The organism is Streptomyces sp. BA2 (assembly GCF_009769735.1).
Lineage (GTDB): Bacteria > Actinomycetota > Actinomycetes > Streptomycetales > Streptomycetaceae > Streptomyces.
The window spans coordinates 2,455,023-2,473,721 of record NZ_WSRO01000002.1 but is presented as its reverse complement, the minus strand read 5'-3'; the positions used below and the strand labels follow the sequence as shown (position 1 = coordinate 2,473,721).

Sequence of the window (18,699 nt, the reverse complement as noted above, 5' to 3'; positions counted from 1 at the left end):
TGATGACCGACCAGGATCCTTACCTGATCATCTCCTCCGACTGCCACGCCGGGCTCCCCACCGAGGAGTACCGGCCCTATCTCGACAGCCGATTCCACCGGGACTTCGATCAGTTCCTGGGGGAGCGCGACGCACGCCGTGCGGAGGCGACCCGGCTCGGCATCCGCAACGACGCGTTCGCCGCCAAGTGGTTCCAGGACAACGAGGAGGGCCTGCGCGGCGGCTGGGAGACCGCGCAGCGTCTCAAGGAGCTCGACGGCGACGGCGTGGCCGCCGAGGTGGTCTTCCCCGACGCGGACGCCGTGGACAGCCAGACGGCCGCGCCCTTCGGGGTGGGACTCGGTCTCTCCGGGGACCAGGACCCCGAGCTCGGCATGGCGGGCGCGCAGGCGCACAACCGCTGGCTGGCCGACTTCGTGTCCGAGCACCCCGAACGGCACTGCGGAGTCGCCCTGTTGCCCATCACCGGAGAGGTCGACCGGGTCGTCGCCGAGGTCCACCGGGCCAAGGAGTCCGGGCTCGGCGCGCTGATGATCCCCTCCATGTGGGTCGACAAGGCGCCCTACCACGACCGCCGTTACGACCCCGTGTGGGCGGCGGCCGCCGAGTGCGCGATGCCGGTGATGACCCACTCCGGTGCGGCGCCCCGCCACGAGTACGGCGACCACCTGGGGATCTATGTCTCCGAAGTGACCTGGTGGCCCGCGCGGCCGCTGTGGTTCATGCTCTGGTCGGGCGTCTTCGAACGCCACCCGGGGCTGAAGTTCGGCGTCGCGGAGTCCGGCTGCTGGTGGCTGCCGAACCTCCTGTGGTTCATGGACCGCCTCTACCTGGGCGCGCACGGCGGCAAGAAGCTCTCCCCGTTCGCGGAGCTCAAACGGCCCCCGCACGAGTACCTGGACCGGCAGATCTTCATCTGCGCGACCAACACCAAGCGCCGCGAACTCGCCCAGCGCTACGAGATCGGCGTCGACAACATCCTCTGGGGCAGCGACTTCCCGCACCCCGAAGGCACCTGGCCCGACACGCGCGCGTGGCTGAAGAAAACCTTCCACGACATCCCGGTGGGGGAGACCCGCCGGATGCTGGGTCTGGCGGCCGCCGAGGTCTTCGGCTTCGACACCGGGAAACTGGCGCCGCTGGCCCGCAGGATCGGCCCGACGCCCGCCGAACTCGGCCAGCCGCCGGATCAGTTGACCGTCGAGGCCTCCTGGGCGCGCTCGCGCGAGGTGGGCCGCCACTGGCTGACCGACCACGACTTCCCGGTGATGGGGGCACAGACATGACGACTCACCCGACCGAAGAGCGCTACACCGTCATCTCCGCCGACTGCCACGCGGGCGCCGATCTCCTCGACTACAGGCCCTACCTGGAGTCCCGCCACCACGACGCGTTCGACGCGTGGGCGGCCACCTACGTCAACCCGTACGAGGACCTGCTCGCCGACACCGCGGACCGCAACTGGAACTCGGACCGCCGCCTCGCCGAGCTCGAGCAGGACGGCATCGTCGCCGAGGTCGTCTTCCCGAACACCATCCCGCCCTTCTTCCCGAGCGCTTCCTTGATGGCGCCGGCGCCCACACGCGCGGAGTTCGAGCAGCGCTGGGCGGGTCTGCGGGCCCACAATCGCTGGCTGGCCGACTTCTGCGCTGCGGCTCCGGGGCGCAGGGCGGGCGTCTTCCAGATCCTCCTGAACGACGTGGACGAGGCCGTCAAGGAGGTCCACTGGGCGGCCGACGCCGGTCTGAACGGCGGCCTCCTGCTGCCCGGCACACCGCCGGGCAGTGGGCTCGCGGAGCTCTACTCGGCGACGTACGACCCGCTCTGGGCGGCCTGCGCCGAGCGCGGCGTGCCGGTCAACCACCATGCGGGGTCGGCATCCCCGCCCCTTGGCGAGGAACCCGCAGCGCGTGCCGTCTTCATGGTGGAGACGACGTGGTTCTCGCACCGGGCGCTGTGGCACCTGGTGTTCGGCGGCGCCTTCCGCCGCCACCCGGAGCTGCGGCTCGTGCTCACGGAGCAGGGCTCGGGGTGGATCCCGGGCGTGCTCGACATGCTGGACTACTACCACGGGCGCCTGGTCGCGGCGGCCTCGAAGGCGGACACCGCCGAGTCGAAGTTCGGTGCGGGTCTCGCCGATTCGATGGGCAAGGGCCCGTCCGAGGTCTGGCGCGAGAACTGCTTCGTCGGCGCGAGCTTCATGCGCCCGCACGAGGCGCGGATGAGGGACCGGATCGGCCTCGACAAGATCATGTGGGGCAGCGACTACCCGCACGACGAGGGCACGCACCCGCACTCGCGCGAAGGCCTGCGCATCGCCTACGCGGGTCTCCCGAAGGACGAGATAGCCGCCATGGTCGGCGGCAACGCGGCCCGCGTCTACGGCTTCGACCTGGAACGGCTCGGGGAGGTCGCCGCGCGCGTGGGGCCGACGGTCCAGGAACTGGACGAACCCCTCAAGGAGACACCGGCCGGCGCGACGAGCCCGGTGTTCGCCCCGGGAGGGTCGGTACGCGTCTGGTGAACGGTGGGCCGTGCGGCGACGGCGTGCCCCTGCCGAACCCGCTCACCCGGGGGTGAGACCCTCCCCGGGTGAGCGATCAGGTAGCTGAACACGACGAAGCACACGGCGGCGCGCTCGCCTCCCGTCTCAACTGGCTGCGCGCGGCCGTGCTCGGGGCCAACGACGGCATCGTCTCCACGGCGGGCCTCGTCGTCGGCGTGGCGGGGGCCACGGGCGACCGGGGCACGCTGCTCACGGCCGGTCTCGCCGGGCTGCTCGCCGGGTCGATGTCGATGGCCGCGGGCGAGTACGTCTCCGTGTCCACCCAGCGCGACTCCGAGAAGGCCGCGCTCGCCATGGAGAAGCGCGAGCTGCGGGAGCAGCCGGAGGCCGAACTGGCCGAGCTGACCGGAATGCTGGAGCAGCGCGGGCTGAGCCGCGAGGTGGCGCGTGAGGCGGCGGAGCAGCTCACCGAGCGGGACGCGCTGCGGGCGCACGCGCGCGTGGAGCTCGGCATCGACCCCGACGAACTCACCAACCCCTGGCACGCCGCCTGGGCCAGCTTCGTGGCCTTCACGGTGGGCGCGCTGCTTCCGCTCCTCGCGATCGTCCTGCCGCCCGCCGACTGGCGCCTCGGGGTCACCGTCGTCTCGGTACTCGGCGCGCTGGCCCTCACCGGCTGGAGCAGCGCACGGCTCGGCTCCGCGGAGGTGCGGCCCGCCGTGCTGCGCAACATGGGGGGAGGGGCGCTCGCGATGGCGGTGACGTACGGGGCGGGGGCGCTGCTCGGGGCGGTCGGCGTCTGAGCGTCCGCATGTGTTTGAGCGTCCGCCTTTGGCGGAGATCGCCAATATCCGCTGTCTTACCCCTGGTAATACTTGTCGGTAACTACGTCTAGCGGCGGCCGGTCAGGGGCCTTTACGGTGCACGCATGCCGCCGAACCTGCCCGATGTCGTGCTGTGGTCCATACCCGCCTTCGTGCTGCTCACCGTCGTGGAGATCGTGAGCCACCGGATCCATCCCGACAAGGACGAGGCCGGGTACGAGACGAAGGACGCCGCCACCTCCATCACCATGGGGCTCGGCAGCCTCGTCTTCGACTTCCTGTGGAAGATCCCCATCGTCGCGATCTACACGGCGGTCTACGCGCTGACGCCGCTGCACATCCCCGTCCTGTGGTGGACGATCCCGCTGATGCTGCTCGCGCAGGACTTCTTCTACTACTGGTCGCACCGCGGGCACCACGTCATCCGCATCCTGTGGGCCTGCCACGTCGTGCACCATTCCAGCCGCAAGTTCAACCTCACGACGGCGCTGCGCCAGCCCTGGACGAGCCTGACGGTCTGGCCGTTCTACGTCCCGCTGATCGCCCTCGGCGTGCATCCGGCCGCGCTCGCGTTCTGCTCGTCGGCGAACCTCGTCTACCAGTTCTGGATCCACACCGAACGGATCGGGAAGCTCCCGCGCCCCTTCGAGTTCGTCTTCAACACGCCCTCCCACCACCGCGTCCACCACGCGTCGCAGGGCGGCTACCTCGACCGCAACTTCGGCGGCATCCTGATCATCTGGGACCGCATGTTCGGCTCCTGGGTCGCCGAGACGGACCGACCCGTCTACGGCCTCACGAAGAACATCGCCACGTACAACCCGCTGCGGGTGGCCACGCACGAGTACGCGGCGATAGCCAAGGACCTCAAGAAGGCGACCAGCTGGCGCGAGAGGGGCGGACGGCTGTTCCGGGGGCCTGGCTGGCAACCGCAGGCGCAGCAAGCGCCCGTGGCACCACAGACCGCTCCTGAGCCGGTGACCGAGCCGGTGACCGAGCCGGTGGCCGAGGGCGCCGCATGAGCCCAGCTTCCGTCGGGCCCGCCAGGGCGAAGCCGCTCCTGGCCGCGTTCGCCCTGGCGGCCGCAGGAGACCTGGCCGCGCTGCTGGCGGGCTGGGACGCTGGGCACACGGTCTGCAAGCCCCTCCTCATGCCGCTCCTTGCGGGGTACGTGCTCACGGTCAAAGGCCCGCGCCCACTCATCGCCGCTCTCCTCTTCGGCTGGGGCGGCGACACCCTCCTCCTCTTCGACGCCGACCCCGCGTTCCTCGCGGGAATGGGCTCCTTCGCGGCGGGCCACATCTGCTACCTCGCCCTCTTCAAGCGCCACGGCACGCCACGCGCGCGTGGCGCCTGGCTGGTGGCCGCGTACGCCACCGCCCTGATCGCCACGGTCGCCCTTCTCTGGCCGGACCTCCCCCCGGACATGCGCGGCCCGGTTGCGGGCTACAGCCTGCTGCTCACCGCGATGGCGTTCGGCGCCACGAGGCTCGGCCTCACCGCGGCGGCCGGTGGCGCGCTGTTCCTCCTGTCGGACACCCTCATCGCGACCGGCGTCGCCGAGTGGCCGCAGGCGCCGCGCCCCGACTTCTGGATCATGCTCACCTATATCGCCGCACAGTTCCTGCTGGTCAGCGGCGTACTGAAGGCTCGTCTCACCAGCGAATCGGCAGTGGCAACGCGGTCAGCAGAGCCGACATCGCCACCACGAACCCGAGCATGACGACCTCCCCGCGCGCGGGGGAGTACGCCGAGACCGGATCGGCGGACCTGCGCAGCCGCCGGCGCGCGAGCAGCGCGAGGACGGCCACGGCCACCACGAGGAGCACCTTGGCGAGCAAGGTGCGCCCGTAGGCCGTCTCCGTCAGCTGGTCGACGACCGTGCCCGGCGGCATCCGGCGCAGGGTGCTGAACACCCCCGTCGCCGTGATCGCGGCGAGCAGGACGGCTGCCACGCGCGCGTAGAGCCCCAGTACCGCCGCCCCCGCCTCCGGAGCCGACGTCCGCCACAGCCTCAGCATGCGAAGCACCTGCAACAGGCCGCCCGCCCACAGCACCCCGCAGGTCAGGTGCACCAGCGTCAGACCGGTGCCGACGAGCGGGGTGTCCTCCACCGGAGGGTGGGCCCGCAGCGCCTCCGCGACGATCACCGCGGCCAGCGGAAGCGCGGCGGTGGACGGACGGCGCGAGTGCGCGCACAGCAGCGCCACGATGAAGGCGTTGACCTCCAGGAGTGCCAGCCTGCCGTCCCGCGACGCGTAGAGCCCGCCGACGTCCATGTCGGAGAGCTGATGCGGCACCAGGTTGCCGGTGGCCACCACCGAAGCAAGGCCGAGCGCGGCGACGAGGCCCGCGACCGCCGCGTACCCCGCCCAGCTCCGCGGCGCACGGTCCAGCGGCGCCCCCGGCACCCGGCGGGCGAGACGCGTCGCGTACACCTCGCCCAACTGCACACAGAGCGCGGCGAACATGACCGTCCGCAGGAACGTGATCCCGGCCGTGCCGGGCGCCTCGGCCTCCCCGGTGCCGCTCAGCGCCGCCGAAGGGCCGAGCAGCGGGACGAGCGCGGCGGCGGCCACCAGGACGAGCACGGCCACGGCACCGGCCGTGGAGGGGCGGCGGCGCGGCGCGCGATGCGAGGCGCCGGGCGTGACGGCGACCGCGTCCGCCGAGGCCTCGCCGCCGGGCTCGGCGGACGGTTGTATGGAACTCACCACATGATCTTCACCAGGTGCACCCTTAACGGGCAAGTCCTGGCAAACAACTGGCGGTATCGCATTCCGCCCCGGGGGTCGCACAGGGGGACGAGACGCTCACGCGAAGGGCCGGACGGCACACGACCGCCCGGCCCGACTCGCCTCGCGAAACCCGCTCCTCGCGAAGCCTGCTCCTCGCGAACGGCTACTTCCGCACGGCATCCAGCGCGTCGATCATGCCCACGCCGTAGAAGCCGTTCGTGTTCTTGCCGCCCGCGCACACCGCGTCGATCTTGCCGTCGCCGTCGATGTCGTACGGGTCGGTGCACTTCATGGCGTCGGCCTCGCCGTAGAGCAGCGCCTTCACCTTCGCCGACGACGCGTACGGGTGGGCCGACTTGATGAGCGCGGCGACACCCGCCGCGTGCGGTGACGCCATCGACGTACCCGCCTTGTAGCCGAACTTGCCGCCCGGGAGCGTCGACAGGATGCGGCCGTCCGTGGCCGGCGCGTCCGGTGTCTGGAACTTCGTCGAGTCACCGCCGGGCGCCGCGATGTCGATGACGCCCTTGCCGTAGTTCGAGTACGAGGACTTGATGCCCTTCGCACCCGTGGCCGAGACGGTCACGACACCCGGAAGCTGCGACGGCAGGTCGAGGCAGTCCGCGGTCCGGATCGTCCGCTCCGTGGGCGTCGTGTCGTCCGGGCTGGAGTCGTCGACGATCTCCTCCTGCGCGAGGTCCGTCTTGGCGTTACCGGCCGCCGCGACGTTCACCGCGCCCTTGCGCTCCGCGTACCGAGTGGCCCGCCCGACGGCGTCGACCAGGGCCTTCTGGTCGGCGTCCGTCTTGCAGTTGAACAGCCACGGGTCGGTGTAGTAGCTGGAGTTGGTGACGTCGACGCCGTGATCGGCCGCCCACATGAAGCCGCAGACCACGGCCTCGGTGTAGTACATGCCGGTCGCGGGCTCGGCCACCTTCAGGCTCGCCACCTTCACGCCCGGAGCGACACCGGTGATGCCGGTGCCGTTCTTCGCGGCGGCTATCGTGCCCGCCACGTGCATGCCGTGGTCGCTCTCCTTGGCCACCGGACGCCACGCGCTGTCCTTCTGCACGGGCACGCCGCCCAGACAGCTCGCGGACGCCTTCGCGTCGAAGTTCGGCGCGATGTCCGGGTGCGTGTCGTCCACGCCGGAGTCCAGGACGCCGACGGTGACCTTGGAGCTGCCGAGCGACTCCTTGTGGGCCTTGTCCGCCTTGATGGCGGGCAGGTCCCACTGGAGCGGCTCCAATTCGTCCTGGCCCGCACCCGCCTGCCCGGCCGCCTGCTCCGCCTCGGCGGCGGTCAGCGGCCGGTCGGCCTCAAGGGCGTCGTCGGACTGCGCGGAGAGCGGCGCCGTGCGGGTGGCCCCCGCCGACGCGACGCCCTTCGCCCCGCGTATCTCCTTGGCGAAGTCCGCGTTCGACGAGTGGACGACGATCACGCCGATCCTGTCGTACGCGATGACGACCTTGCCGCCGGCCTTGGCGATGGCCTTCTTCACGTACGCCGATGTCTTGGCGGACGGTGAACCGCCGTGCCCGGCACGTACGTTGACGACATAGCTCATCGACGTGCCGTCCGTGAGGGACGCGCCGAGTGCGGACACGCCCGACGACACCGGGGTGTCAGGCCGCGCCGCGGCATCGGTCCGAGCCGACGCCGTGCCCGGCAGGAAGGCGACGGCCGAGGCCACCGCCATGCCGAGCGGGAGTGCGAGCACGCGGCGGGAGCGCGTGAAAGGTGCGGTCATGGAGTGGAAGCCCCTCACTTCTTCACGGCGTCGAGCGCGTCGACGATCCCGCTGCCGTAGAAGCCGTTCTTGTTCTTGCCGCCCTCGCAGACCGCGTCGACCTTGCCGTCACCGTCCGGGTCGTACGGCTCCGTCGGGCAGCCCGGGTTGTCGGCCTGCTTCTTGAGCAGCCGCTGGAGCTCGGCGGGGCTCGCCTTGGGGTGCGTCGACTTCAGGAGCGCGGCCACGCCCGAGGCGTGCGGCGAGGCCATCGAGGTGCCCTGCAGCCAGGCGTACTCGTTGCCCGGCATCGTGGAGAGGATGCGGCCGTTCTTCGAGGGGGTGTCGGCCGGGATCTGGTACTTGTCGCCGCCGGGGGCCGCGACGTCGATGACGCCCTTGCCGTAGGTGGAGTAGTACGACTTGAGGTCCTTCACGCCCGTCGCGCTGACGGTGACCACGCCCGGAAGCTGCGTCGGCAGGTCGAAGCACTCGGACGGGTCGATGGTGCGCGGCACCGGCGTCGAGTCGTCAGGGCTCGAGTCGTCCAGGATCTCGTCGGATGCGAGGTCGTGGTTGGAGTTGCCCGCCGAAGCGAGGTTCAGGGTGCCCTTCCGCTGGGCGTACAGCTGGGCCCGGTTGACCGCGTCGACGATGGCCCGCTGGTCCGGGTCGTCCATGCAGTTGTAGAGCCACGGGTCCACGTAGTAGCTGTTGTTCGTGATCTCGATGCCCTTGTCGGCGGCGAACACGAAGGCGCAGACCACGCTCTCCGGGAAGAACAGCTCGCTGACCGGGTCGGCCACCTTGATGCCCGCGACCTTCACGCCGGGCGCGACACCCGCGACGCCCACGCCGTTGCGCGCGGCGGCGATCTCGCCCGCCACGTGCGTGCCGTGGTAGTGCTCCTTCTTCTCCGGACGCCAGGCGCCGGGCGAGGTGTCCGCCTTGCCGCCGACACAGTTCGCCGACTGCGAGGCCGAGAAGTTGGGCGCGAGGTCCGGGTGGGTGTCGTCGACTCCGGTGTCGATGACGCCGACGGTGACCTTCTTGCTGCCCGGGTTGATCTTGGCTGCCTTGTCGGCGCCTATCGCGCGCAGATCCCACTGGTCGGCTTCGAGGGGCTCGGCGTCCGGACCGGCCTGACCTGCCTGCGCCTTGAGCGACTTGGCATCGGACTTCGACAGGAGGGTCGGAGCGCCCTCCTCCGTGGTGCCCGCCGCCGTCAGGGGCGAGGTGCGGGTCGCGCCCGCGGACTGGACGCCCTTGACCTTGCGCAGCTGCTTGCCGAAGTCGGGGTTGGCCGAGTGCGCGACGATGACGCCGATCTTCGGGTAGGCGACGACGACGGTGCCGTCCGCCTTGGCGATCGCCTTCTTGACGTACGCGATCGTCTTGGAGTCCGTGCGGGTGTTGACGACGTACGCGAGCTTCGGGGCCTCGGCCTTCGCGGACGCGGTGGCGGGTGCGTCGACGGGGGCCGCGGTCGCGATGCCCGGAGCGAAGCCGACCGATGCCGCGAGCGCGATGCCGAGGGGCACGGTGAGCGCGATGCGGCGTCTGGAACGCAGATGAGCCATGGGATCTCCACATCATCCGGATACGTGAACTGCCCGAACACATCTAGTGATCGGGCAGGTACATGACGGGGCGTGCAGGGTGAAGCTATCCCCAGAACTCCCAGGCCAGCAATGGATTCCGGAAGAAAGTGGCGCGCCACGCCGCGCCGAGCGCGCCGCAGTGACGTTGAACCGTTAACGGAAGCAACATCAACCCCCTGTCGGATCACGTCCCATGGCCTTAGCATCGCCATCCGTGGCTCACGTGATCCGCGTCACTGCCGATCGAAGAGAGCCCATGGATCAGCTGTCCGTCCCCACCGCACCCGCACCACGAGGAGAAGACTCCGTGGCCCCCGATGCATCCCCACCGTCCAAGGACGGAGAAGCCCCCGCTCCGCACGCGCCGTCCACGGAAGAGTTCCTCCAGGAGCAAGCGAGTGCCGAGTTCGGTGAACTCCGCAAGGCGCACCGCTCGTTCGCCTTCCCGCTGACCGTCGCCTTCATCGTCTGGTACCTGGCGTACGTCCTGCTGTCGAACTACGCGGGCGGCTTCATGGGCACCAAGCTGTTCGGCAACATCAACGTCGCCCTGATCCTCGGACTCGGGCAGTTCCTGACCACGTTCCTCATCGCCTGGTTCTACTCGCGCCACGCCGCCGCGAAGCTCGACCCCAAGGCCGAGGCGATCAAGTCCCGTATGGAGGCCGGCGCATGAGCCCCGCGCTGAACACCACTGTCCTGGCGGCGACGTCCGACGCCTCCGAGCACCGGGCGCTGATCATCAGCCTCTTCGCGGCCTTCGTCGTCGCGACCCTCTTCATCACCGTCTGGGCGGGACGTCAGACCAAGAGCGCCGCCGACTTCTACGCGGGCGGCCGCCAGTTCACCGGTTTCCAGAACGGTCTGGCGATCTCCGGCGACTACATGTCCGCCGCGTCCTTCCTCGGCATCGCGGGCGCCATCGCCCTCTTCGGGTACGACGGCTTCCTCTACTCCATCGGCTTCCTGGTCGCCTGGCTGGTGGCGCTCCTCCTGGTCGCCGAGCCGCTGCGCAACTCCGGCCGCTACACGATGGGCGACGTCCTCGCCTACCGCATGCGCCAGCGCCCGGTCCGTACCGCCGCGGGCACCTCCACGATCGTCGTCTCGATCTTCTACCTGCTCGCGCAGATGGCGGGCGCGGGCGTCCTGGTCTCGCTGCTGCTCGGCATCACCAGCGACGCTGGCAAGATCCTCATCGTCGCCCTCGTCGGCGTCCTGATGATCGTCTACGTCACCATCGGCGGCATGAAGGGCACCACCTGGGTGCAGATGGTCAAGGCCGTCCTGCTCATCACCGGCACCATCCTCATCACTTTCCTGATCCTGCTGAAGTTCAACTTCAACGTCTCCGACCTGCTCGGCACCGCCGCCTCCAACAGCGGCAAGGGCTCGGCCTTCCTGGAGCCCGGTCTCAAGTACGGCGCGAGCGGCACCTCGAAGCTGGACTTCATCTCGCTCGGCATCGCCCTGGTGCTCGGCACCGCGGGACTGCCGCACATCCTGATCCGCTTCTACACGGTGCCGACCTCCAAGGCCGCGCGTAAGTCCGTGAACTGGGCGATCGGCATCATCGGCTCCTTCTACCTGATGACGATCGTCCTCGGCTTCGGCGCCGCCGCTCTGCTCAAGCCCGGCGACATCATCGCCTCGAACAAGGCGGGCAACACCGCGGCGCCGCTCGCCGCCCTGGAGATCGGCGGCGGTGGCGACTCCGCCGGCGGCGCGATCCTGCTCGCCGTGATCTCCGCGGTCGCCTTCGCCACGATCCTCGCGGTCGTCGCGGGTCTCACCCTGGCCTCGTCGTCCTCGTTCGCGCACGACATCTACGCGAACGTCATCCGCAAGGGCAAGGCCACCGAGAAGGAGGAGATGAAGGCCGCTCGCTGGTCGACCGTCTTCATCGGCATCGTCTCCATCGCACTGGGCGCCCTGGCCCGTGATCTCAACGTGGCGGGCCTTGTCGCCCTCGCCTTCGCCGTCGCGGCCTCCGCGAACCTGCCGACGATCCTCTACAGCCTCTTCTGGAAGCGGTTCACCACGCAGGGCGCGCTCTGGTCCATCTACGGCGGACTCGTGGCCGCGGTCGGCCTCGTGCTGTTCTCGCCGGTCGTCTCGGGCAAGCCCACCTCGATGTTCCCCGACGCGAACTTCGACTTCTTCCCGCTGGAGAACCCGGGCCTGATCTCCATCCCGCTGGGCTTCCTGCTCGGCTGGCTCGGCACCCTGCTGTCCAAGGAGGAGCCGGACAAGGGCAAGTACGCGGAGCTGGAGGTGCGCTCCCTCACGGGAACCGGAGCCCACTGATCCGCTCTGATTCCGCCTGAACACGCACGTCAGCGGCCGCGTCGTAGATCGTTGGTAGATCTCTACGACGCGGCCGCGCCGCTCCTCGTGGGATCGGGCCCCCGTCGATGTCAGTCGCGTCACGTAGGCTCGTGAGTATCTGGACCGGACTGGCTGAACAGGATCAGGGAGGGGGCCCACGTGCTCATCGACACCTACGGCCGAGTGGCCACCGATCTGCGGGTTTCGCTGACCGACAAGTGCAATCTGCGGTGCACGTACTGCATGCCTGAAGAGGGCCTGCAGTGGCTGTCCAAGTCCGAGCTCCTCAGCGACGACGAGATCGTCCGCCTCATCAGGATCGCCGTGACGCAGCTCGGCATCACCGAGGTCCGCTTCACCGGCGGCGAGCCGCTCCTGCGCCCCGGCCTCGTCGGCATCGTCGAGCGCTGTGCGCAGCTGGAGCCGCGCCCCAAGATGTCCCTGACGACGAACGGCATCGGCCTCAAGCGCACCGCCGCCGCCCTGAAGGCCGCGGGCCTCGACCGGGTGAACGTCTCCCTGGACACCCTGCGCCCGGACGCCTTCAAGACCCTCACCCGCCGCGACCGCCACAAGGACGTCCTCGAAGGGCTCGAGGCCGCCCGTGACGCGGGCCTGACCCCCGTCAAGGTCAACACGGTCCTGATGCCGGGCCTGAACGACGACGAGGCCCCGGACCTGCTCGCCTGGGCCGTCGAGAACGACTACGAACTGCGGTTCATCGAGCAGATGCCGCTCGACGCCCAGCACGGCTGGAAGCGCGACGGCATGATCACCGCAGGCGACATCCTGACCTCACTGCGTACGCGCTTCGAGCTCACCGAGGAGGGCTCCGGCGAGCGCGGCTCCGCGCCGGCCGAGCGCTGGATCGTGGACGGCGGCCCGCATCGCGTCGGCGTCATCGCCTCCGTCACCCGCCCGTTCTGCTCGGCCTGCGACCGCACCCGCCTGACGGCCGACGGCCAGGTCCGCACCTGCCTGTTCGCCACCGAGGAGACCGACCTGAGAGCGGCCCTGAGGGCGAACGGCGAGGGCAGCTCCGAGGGCTCTGACGAGGCGATCGCGCGCATATGGAAGCTCGCGATGTGGGGCAAGAAGGCGGGCTCGGGCCTCGACGACCCGACGTTCCTGCAGCCCGACCGCCCGATGTCGGCGATCGGCGGCTAGCTCGCGCTAGCTCTCCGGGGCTTCCCACTCGGCCAGCGTCACGACGTCCTTCAACATGCCGCGTACGCCCAGGAATTGGGAGAGGTGCTCGCGGTGTTCCTCACAGGCGAGCCACGTCTTGCGGCGCTCCGGAGTGTGGATCTTCGGGTTGTTCCACGCCAGCACCCACACCGCGGCGGCGCGGCAGCCCTTGGCGGAACAGATCGGTGTTTCGTCGCTCACGAGTACGTCCAAGTGCGTTCAAAACAAGGCGACGCCGAGCAGCCACGGGGGGAGCTGCCCGGCGTCGGTCTGTCGCTCCGACGGGGGATGCGGAGCGCGTACGAAGTATGTCATGGGGGACCCGGTGCCTGGCACCGGAACTTCATGATTGATCTGAGCTTTTCTTGAGCTTGGCGCAACGTCGACGGTCAGTTCTGGTGACCGGACGGGGCGTTGGGCTCGCCCGGCGCGGGGCCCGTGCCGGCTTCCGGGACGGGTTCCGCGGACTCGTCGAGCAGGGGCGGTGGAGCGAGCATCGGCCGGGACGGTGCCGGTACGAAGGTCGACGGCAGCGAAGGGATGTTCTCCCGCCCCGCGTTGGCGATCACGACGGAGATGTACGGGAGGAGGATGCCGAGCACCAGAGCGACGAGGGCGACATGCCGCTCGACGTTCCACAGCACCGCCGCGGCAATGACCGAAAGAGTACGGATCGACATCGAGATCACGTACCGCCGCTGCCTGCCGCGCACGTCGTCCGCGAGTCCCTGCCGGGCCCCTGTGATCCGGAAGACCTGGGCGCCGCTCTGCTTCCGCATCACATTCCACCGCCTGCTCACAAGAAGCCGGGCTCTCCCCGGCCCGGACCCGCTCCACGTTACGCCTGGGCTGCGCAGCCTTCGAGACCGGGGCAGGCCTCTTCTCGGTGTCCTGTCTGCGTCATGCCACGTATGGGGGTGCCCGACATGCGCCGTATGGAGGATCGGTCGAGACTGGCCGTAATGCTCATGTTGAGCCGAACGAGGAGGCAGCTATGGGCTGGTTGTGGGCCATCGTCGTGGGATTCGTGCTGGGGCTGATCGCCAAGGCGATCCTGCCCGGGAAGCAGCACAGTCCGCTCTGGCTGACCACCATCTTCGGCATCATCGGTGCCATCATCGGCAATTCGCTTGCCGGGGCGTTCGGCATCGAGGAAACCAAAGGCATCGACTGGGGGCGGCACGCCCTGCAGCTCGCGGCCGCCCTCGTCGTCGTGGGCGTCGGAGACATGGCGTACAAGATGATCAAGGGCAACAGGCAACGGGCCTGACCTACGCGTAAGCGGCCTGACCTGCGCGTAAGCGGCATGCGGGAGGGGCCGGTCCATACGGGCCGGCCCCTCTTGTGCGGGTGCGGGGATGCGGGTCAGCCCGCGGTGACCGCAGTGACCTCGACAGCCGCCAGGTTCTTCTTGCCCCGGCGCAGCACCAGCCAGCGCCCGTGCAGGAGCTCGTCGCGGGACGGGACGGCGTCCTCGGACGCGACCTTCGCGTTGTTCACGTAGGCCCCGCCCTCCTTGACCGTGCGCCGGGCCGCTGACTTGCTCGCCACCAGGCCGACCTCCGCGAGGAGGTCCACCACCGGGCCGAGCTCGGCGACCTGGACGCGCGGCAGCTCGGAGAGGGCCGCGCTCAGCGTCGCCTCGTCGAGGTCGCCGAGCTCACCCTGGCCGAACAGCGCCTTGGACGCGGCGATGACCGCGGCGCACTGGTCGGCGCCGTGCACCAGCGTCGTCAGCTCCTCGGCGAGCGCGCGCTGGGCCGCGCGGGCCTGCGGACGCTCCTCGGTGAGCTTCTCGATCTCCTCGAGCTCCTCGCGGGACTTGAAGCTGAGGATGCGCATGTACGTCGAGACGTCCCGGTCGTCCACGTTCAGCCAGAACTGGTAGAACGCGTACGGCATGGTCATCTGCGGGTCGAGCCAGACGGCGCCGCTCTCGGACTTGCCGAACTTGGTGCCGTCCGCCTTGACCATCAGCGGTGTGCCGACGGCGTGCACCGTGGCGTCCGGCTCCAGGCGGTGGATCAGGTCGATGCCCGCCGTGAGGTTGCCCCACTGGTCGCTGCCGCCGGTCTGCAGCGTGCAGCCGTAGCGACGGTAGAGCTCAAGGAAGTCCATGCCCTGGAGCAGCTGGTAGCTGAACTCCGTGTACGAGATGCCCTCCTGGGACTCCAGGCGGCGGGCCACGGAGTCCTTGGTCAGCATCTTGTTCACGCGGAAGTGCTTGCCGATGTCCCGCAGGAACTCGATCGCGGACATCCCCGCGGTCCAGTCCAGGTTGTTGACCATCACCGCGGCGTTCTCGCCCTCGAAGGACAGGAACGGCTCGATCTGCCCGCGCAGCCGCGCCACCCAGTTCGCGACCGTCTCCGGGTCGTTCAGGGTGCGCTCGGCGGTCGGCCGCGGGTCACCGATCTGCCCCGTGGCGCCGCCGACGAGCGCCAGCGGGCGGTGGCCCGCCTGCTGGAGCCTGCGGACGGTGAGGACCTGCACCAGGTGCCCGACGTGCAGGCTGGCCGCGGTCGGGTCGAAGCCGCAATAGAACGTGACGGGGCCGTCCGCGAGCGCCTTGCGCAGTGCATCTTCGTCCGTGGACAGGGCGAAAAGACCCCGCCACTTCAGCTCGTCGACGATGTCCGTCACGGTCTTGTGTCTCCTCGGAAGGTTCTGAAAGGTTTCTGGCCGGTACCGGCCAGTCTATGGGCGTCACACGCCTTGGCTGACCGAGCTCATGTTGAAGTCCGGGATGCGCAGGGCGGGCATCGCGGCCCTAGTGAACCAGTCGCCCCACTCCCTGGGCAGCGTCTTTTCCGTGCGCCCGGCCTCCGAGGCCCGGCTGAGCAGGTCCACCGGCGACTCGTTGAAGCGGAAGTTGTTCACCTCGCCCACGACCTCGCCGTTCTCGACGAGGTAGACGCCGTCCCGGGTGAGGCCGGTGAGCAGCAGGGTCGCGGGGTCGACCTCGCGGATGTACCAGAGGCAGGTCAGGAGCAGCCCGCGCTCCGTGCTCGCCACCATCTCCTCCAGGGAGCGGTCGGTGCCGCCGTCGAGGATGAGGTTGTCGATGGCGGGGGCCACCGGCAGACCGGTCAGGGACGCGCTGTGCCGGGTGCTGGTCAGATGAGCGAGCTCGCCCGCGCGCACCCAGTCGGTGGCGGCCAGCGGAAGCCCGTTGTCGAAGACGGACGAGTCGCCGCCCGAGGCGTGCGCGAGCACGAACGGGGCGGACTCGAGGCCCGGCTCGTTCGGGTCGCTGCGCAGCGTCAGGGGCAGCTCGGCGAGCCGGTCGCCGACACGGGTGCCGCCGCCGGGCCTGGAGAACACGGTCCGGCCCTCGGCCGCGTCCCTGGCCGACGCCGACCACAGCTGGTAGATCAGCAGGTCGGCGACGGCGGTCGGCGGAAGCAGCGTCTCGTACCGCCCGGCCGGCAGATCGATGCGCCGCTGGGCCCACCCCAGGCGCTTGGCGAGCTCGGTGTCGAGCGCCGCCGGATCGACGTCCTTGAAGTCCCGTGTCGCACGCCCCGCCCACGCCGACTTCGTACGGTCGGGGGACTTGGCGTTGAGCTCCAGGGTGCCATTGGGCTGGTCGTGCCGCAGGCGCAGCCCCGTCGACGTACCGAGATAGCTCGATACGAGCTCGTGGTTCGCGAAGCCGTACAGCTCGCGCCCGCCCGCGCGGGCCGTGGCGAACGCCTCACCGAGCGCCGGGGCGAAGTCCGCGAAGACCGCGGAGGACGTCTCGACGGGCGCGTCCCTGAAGTCCGCGGACTCCTCGGCCCCGGCCACCAGCGGCTGCGCGTCCTCGGCGGGACCCGCCCCGCGCGCGGCGTGCTCGGCGGCGCGTACGAGGGGTTCCAGATCGTCCGCGGTCACGGCCGAGCGCGAGACGACGCCGGAGGCCGTGCCCTCCTTGCCGTCGACGGTCGCTACGACGGTGAGGGTGCGGCCGCGGGTGACGCCGTTCGTGGTCAGGGCGTTGCCCGCCCAGCGCAGGTTCGCGGTCGAGTGCTCGTCGGCGATGACGACGCAGCCGTCGGCGGTGGACAGTTCGAGGGCGCGCTCGACGATCTCGTGCGGCTTGTTCGTACGAGAGGTCATCGACCCGCCTCCTGCGTCGTGTTGAGACTGTGCTTTCCCGGGGGACAACCCCCGGACCCCCGGCCGATTCCGTGGTTGCCGCCGCTCATCGGCCCGCCTCCTGCGTCGTGTTGAGGATGTTCACGCCCCGGAACAGGGCGGAGGGGCAGCCGTGCGAGACCGCCGCGACCTGGCCCGGCTGGGCCTTGCCACAGTTGAAGGCGCCGCCGAGCACGTACGTCTGCGGGCCGCCGACCGCCGTCATCGAACCCCAGAAGTCGGTGGTCGTCGCCTGGTACGCGACATCGCGCAGCTGACCGGTGATGCGGCCGTTCTCGATGCGGTAGAAACGCTGCCCCGTGAATTGAAAGTTGTACCTCTGCATGTCAATTGACCATGAACGGTCCCCTACGACGTAAATGCCCCGGTCGACGCCCCCGATCAGGTCCTCCGTCGAGAGCCCGCCAGGATCAGGCTGGAGCGACACGTTCGCCATGCGCTGCACCGGCACATGGCCGGGGGAGTCCGCGTACGCGCAGCCGTTGGACCGCTCGAAGCCGGTGAGCTTCGCGATGCGCCGGTCCAGCTGGTAGCCGACCAGGGTGCCGTCCTTCACCAGGTCCCAGGACTGCGCGGCCACGCCCTCGTCGTCGTACCCGATGGTGGCCAGGCCGTGCTCGGCCGTCCTGTCACCCGTCACATTCATGATCGAGGAGCCGTACGCGAGCTTGCCGAGCTGGTCGAAGGTGGCGAACGACGTCCCCGCGTACGCAGCTTCGTATCCGAGCGCGCGGTCCAGCTCGGTGGCGTGGCCGATGGACTCGTGGATGGTCAGCCAGAGGTTGGAGGGATCGACGACCAGGTCGTACGAGCCGGCCTCCACGCTCGGCGCCCGCATCTTCTCGGCGAGGTGCTCCGGGATGCGCGCGAGCTCCGCGTCCCAGTCCCAGTCGGTCCCTGTGAGGTACTCCCAACCGCGCCCGACCGGCGGCGCGATGGTCCGCATCGAGTCGAACTCGCCGCTGGACCCGTCGACCGCGACCGCGGTGAGCTGCGGATGGAGGCGGACCCGCTGCTGCGTCGTCACCGTCCCCGCCGTGTCCGCGTAGAACTTGTTCTCGTGCACGGTCAGGAGTGAGGCGTCGACGTGCGAGACGCCGTCGGCGGCGAGGAGCCGCGAGCTCCACTCGGCGAGCAGCCCGCTCTTCTCCTCGTCCGGCACGGAGAAGGGATCGATCTCGTACGACGACACCCAGGTCCGCTCGGAGTGCACCGGCTCGTGCGCGAGTTCCACGCGCTCGTCGGAGCCCGCCGCCTTGATGACCTTGGCCGAAAGCTTCGCCATCGCCACGGCCTGGGACGCGACCTTCGCCGCCGCGTCCATCGTCAGATCGACGCCCGAGGCGAACCCCCAGGTCCCGCCGTGCACGACACGGACCGCGTAGCCGAGGTCCGTGGTGTCCGATGTGCCGGACGGCTTGGCGTCCCGCAGTCGCCAGGACGCGCTGCGTACCCGCTCGAAGCGGAAGTCCGCGTGGTCCGCGCCCAGGGCACGCGCGCGTGCCAGCGCGGCGTCGGCGAGGGCCCTGAGCGGCAGCGCCGTGAAGGCTTCATCGATGGAATGAGGCACGGATGTCTCCCTGCTGTCGGCACCGGTCGTTCAGATCATGTCGCGCGTGAGGGCCCGGCGGCCAGAGTTTTCTGT

Annotated in this window: 17 protein-coding genes; 9 read left to right on the top strand and 8 right to left on the bottom strand. The window is 69.9% G+C overall.

Translation table 11 applies throughout. The features are described 5' to 3' along the window. Positions 1-2: 2 nt before the first annotated feature. From E5671_RS13780 to E5671_RS13760, 5 genes are all read left to right on the top strand, one after another. Positions 3-1,286 (top strand): amidohydrolase family protein, encoded by a 1,284-nt coding sequence (locus E5671_RS13780; protein ID WP_160504259.1) that lies wholly within the window; start codon positions 3-5, stop codon positions 1,284-1,286. Beyond that, complete coding sequence (locus E5671_RS13775) at positions 1,283-2,524, top strand: amidohydrolase family protein (RefSeq protein ID WP_160504258.1); 1,242 nt, start codon at positions 1,283-1,285, stop codon at positions 2,522-2,524. Before E5671_RS13780 ends, E5671_RS13775 begins: the two co-directional genes overlap by 4 nt. 68 nt (positions 2,525-2,592) lie before the next feature. After that, positions 2,593-3,309 carry a VIT1/CCC1 transporter family protein gene (locus E5671_RS13770; protein WP_160504257.1) on the top strand — a complete coding sequence of 239 codons (717 nt, stop codon included), beginning with the start codon at positions 2,593-2,595 and terminating at the stop codon, positions 3,307-3,309. Between the two features lie 125 nt (positions 3,310-3,434). Further along, positions 3,435-4,352 carry a sterol desaturase family protein gene (locus E5671_RS13765; RefSeq protein WP_160504256.1) on the top strand — a complete coding sequence of 306 codons (918 nt, stop codon included), beginning with the start codon at positions 3,435-3,437 and terminating at the stop codon, positions 4,350-4,352. Further along, on the top strand, positions 4,349-5,053 hold the full coding sequence (locus E5671_RS13760) for a lysoplasmalogenase (RefSeq protein WP_160504255.1): 705 nt from the start codon (positions 4,349-4,351) through the stop codon (positions 5,051-5,053). The genes E5671_RS13765 and E5671_RS13760 overlap by 4 nt, the downstream gene beginning before the upstream one ends. Here E5671_RS13760 and E5671_RS13755 read toward each other — a convergent pair. From E5671_RS13755 to E5671_RS13745, 3 genes are all read right to left on the bottom strand, one after another. Beyond that, the gene (locus E5671_RS13755) at positions 4,986-6,044 is read right to left on the bottom strand and encodes a CopD family protein (RefSeq protein ID WP_160504254.1); all 1,059 of its coding nucleotides are present in this window, start codon (positions 6,042-6,044) and stop codon (positions 4,986-4,988) included. The two genes, E5671_RS13760 and E5671_RS13755, sit on opposite strands and share 68 nt — an antisense overlap. A 187-nt stretch (positions 6,045-6,231) precedes the next feature. Next, entirely contained in the window at positions 6,232-7,818 is a 1,587-nt protein-coding gene (locus tag E5671_RS13750; RefSeq protein ID WP_160504253.1) for a S8 family peptidase, read from the bottom strand. 14 nt (positions 7,819-7,832) lie between these two features. After that, the gene (locus tag E5671_RS13745) at positions 7,833-9,377 is read right to left on the bottom strand and encodes a S8 family peptidase (protein ID WP_160504252.1); all 1,545 of its coding nucleotides are present in this window, start codon (positions 9,375-9,377) and stop codon (positions 7,833-7,835) included. A 328-nt stretch (positions 9,378-9,705) separates the two neighbouring features. Between E5671_RS13745 and E5671_RS13740 the strand changes: the two genes are divergently transcribed. From E5671_RS13740 to moaA, 3 genes are all read left to right on the top strand, one after another. Next, entirely contained in the window at positions 9,706-10,074 is a 369-nt protein-coding gene (locus E5671_RS13740) for a DUF485 domain-containing protein (RefSeq protein WP_336605749.1), read from the top strand. After that, positions 10,071-11,705, top strand: a complete 1,635-nt coding sequence (locus E5671_RS13735; protein ID WP_160504250.1) for a solute symporter family protein — start codon at positions 10,071-10,073, stop codon at positions 11,703-11,705. Before E5671_RS13740 ends, E5671_RS13735 begins: the two co-directional genes overlap by 4 nt. Before the next feature lie 180 nt (positions 11,706-11,885). Continuing rightward, positions 11,886-12,893, top strand: a complete 1,008-nt coding sequence (gene moaA / locus E5671_RS13730) for a GTP 3',8-cyclase MoaA (RefSeq protein WP_160504249.1) — start codon at positions 11,886-11,888, stop codon at positions 12,891-12,893. Between the two features lie 6 nt (positions 12,894-12,899). Here moaA and E5671_RS13725 read toward each other — a convergent pair whose 3' ends face one another. Together E5671_RS13725 and E5671_RS13720 are read right to left on the bottom strand one after the other, a co-directional pair. Continuing rightward, a complete protein-coding gene (locus E5671_RS13725; RefSeq protein WP_160504248.1) occupies positions 12,900-13,115 on the bottom strand; it encodes a hypothetical protein in 216 nt (71 codons plus the stop codon). Positions 13,116-13,303: 188 nt separating this feature from the next. After that, entirely contained in the window at positions 13,304-13,693 is a 390-nt protein-coding gene (locus tag E5671_RS13720) for a DUF3099 domain-containing protein (RefSeq protein WP_160504247.1), read from the bottom strand. Positions 13,694-13,908: 215 nt separating this feature from the next. On the opposite strand from E5671_RS13720, the gene E5671_RS13715 reads away from it, so the two are divergent. Further along, the gene (locus E5671_RS13715; RefSeq protein WP_160504246.1) at positions 13,909-14,184 is read left to right on the top strand and encodes a GlsB/YeaQ/YmgE family stress response membrane protein; all 276 of its coding nucleotides are present in this window, start codon (positions 13,909-13,911) and stop codon (positions 14,182-14,184) included. 95 nt (positions 14,185-14,279) lie between these two features. Here E5671_RS13715 and tyrS read toward each other — a convergent pair whose 3' ends face one another. From tyrS to E5671_RS13700, 3 genes are all read right to left on the bottom strand, one after another. Then, positions 14,280-15,557: a tyrosine--tRNA ligase gene (gene tyrS, locus E5671_RS13710; RefSeq protein WP_160504245.1), complete on the bottom strand. Its 1,278-nt coding sequence runs from the start codon at positions 15,555-15,557 to the stop codon at positions 14,280-14,282. Positions 15,558-15,620: 63 nt separating this feature from the next. Next, on the bottom strand, positions 15,621-17,015 hold the full coding sequence (locus tag E5671_RS13705; protein ID WP_160504244.1) for a metallopeptidase TldD-related protein: 1,395 nt from the start codon (positions 17,013-17,015) through the stop codon (positions 15,621-15,623). Between the two features lie 85 nt (positions 17,016-17,100). Further along, complete coding sequence (locus tag E5671_RS13700; protein WP_160504243.1) at positions 17,101-18,624, bottom strand: metallopeptidase TldD-related protein; 1,524 nt, start codon at positions 18,622-18,624, stop codon at positions 17,101-17,103. Positions 18,625-18,699 lie beyond the last annotated feature (75 nt).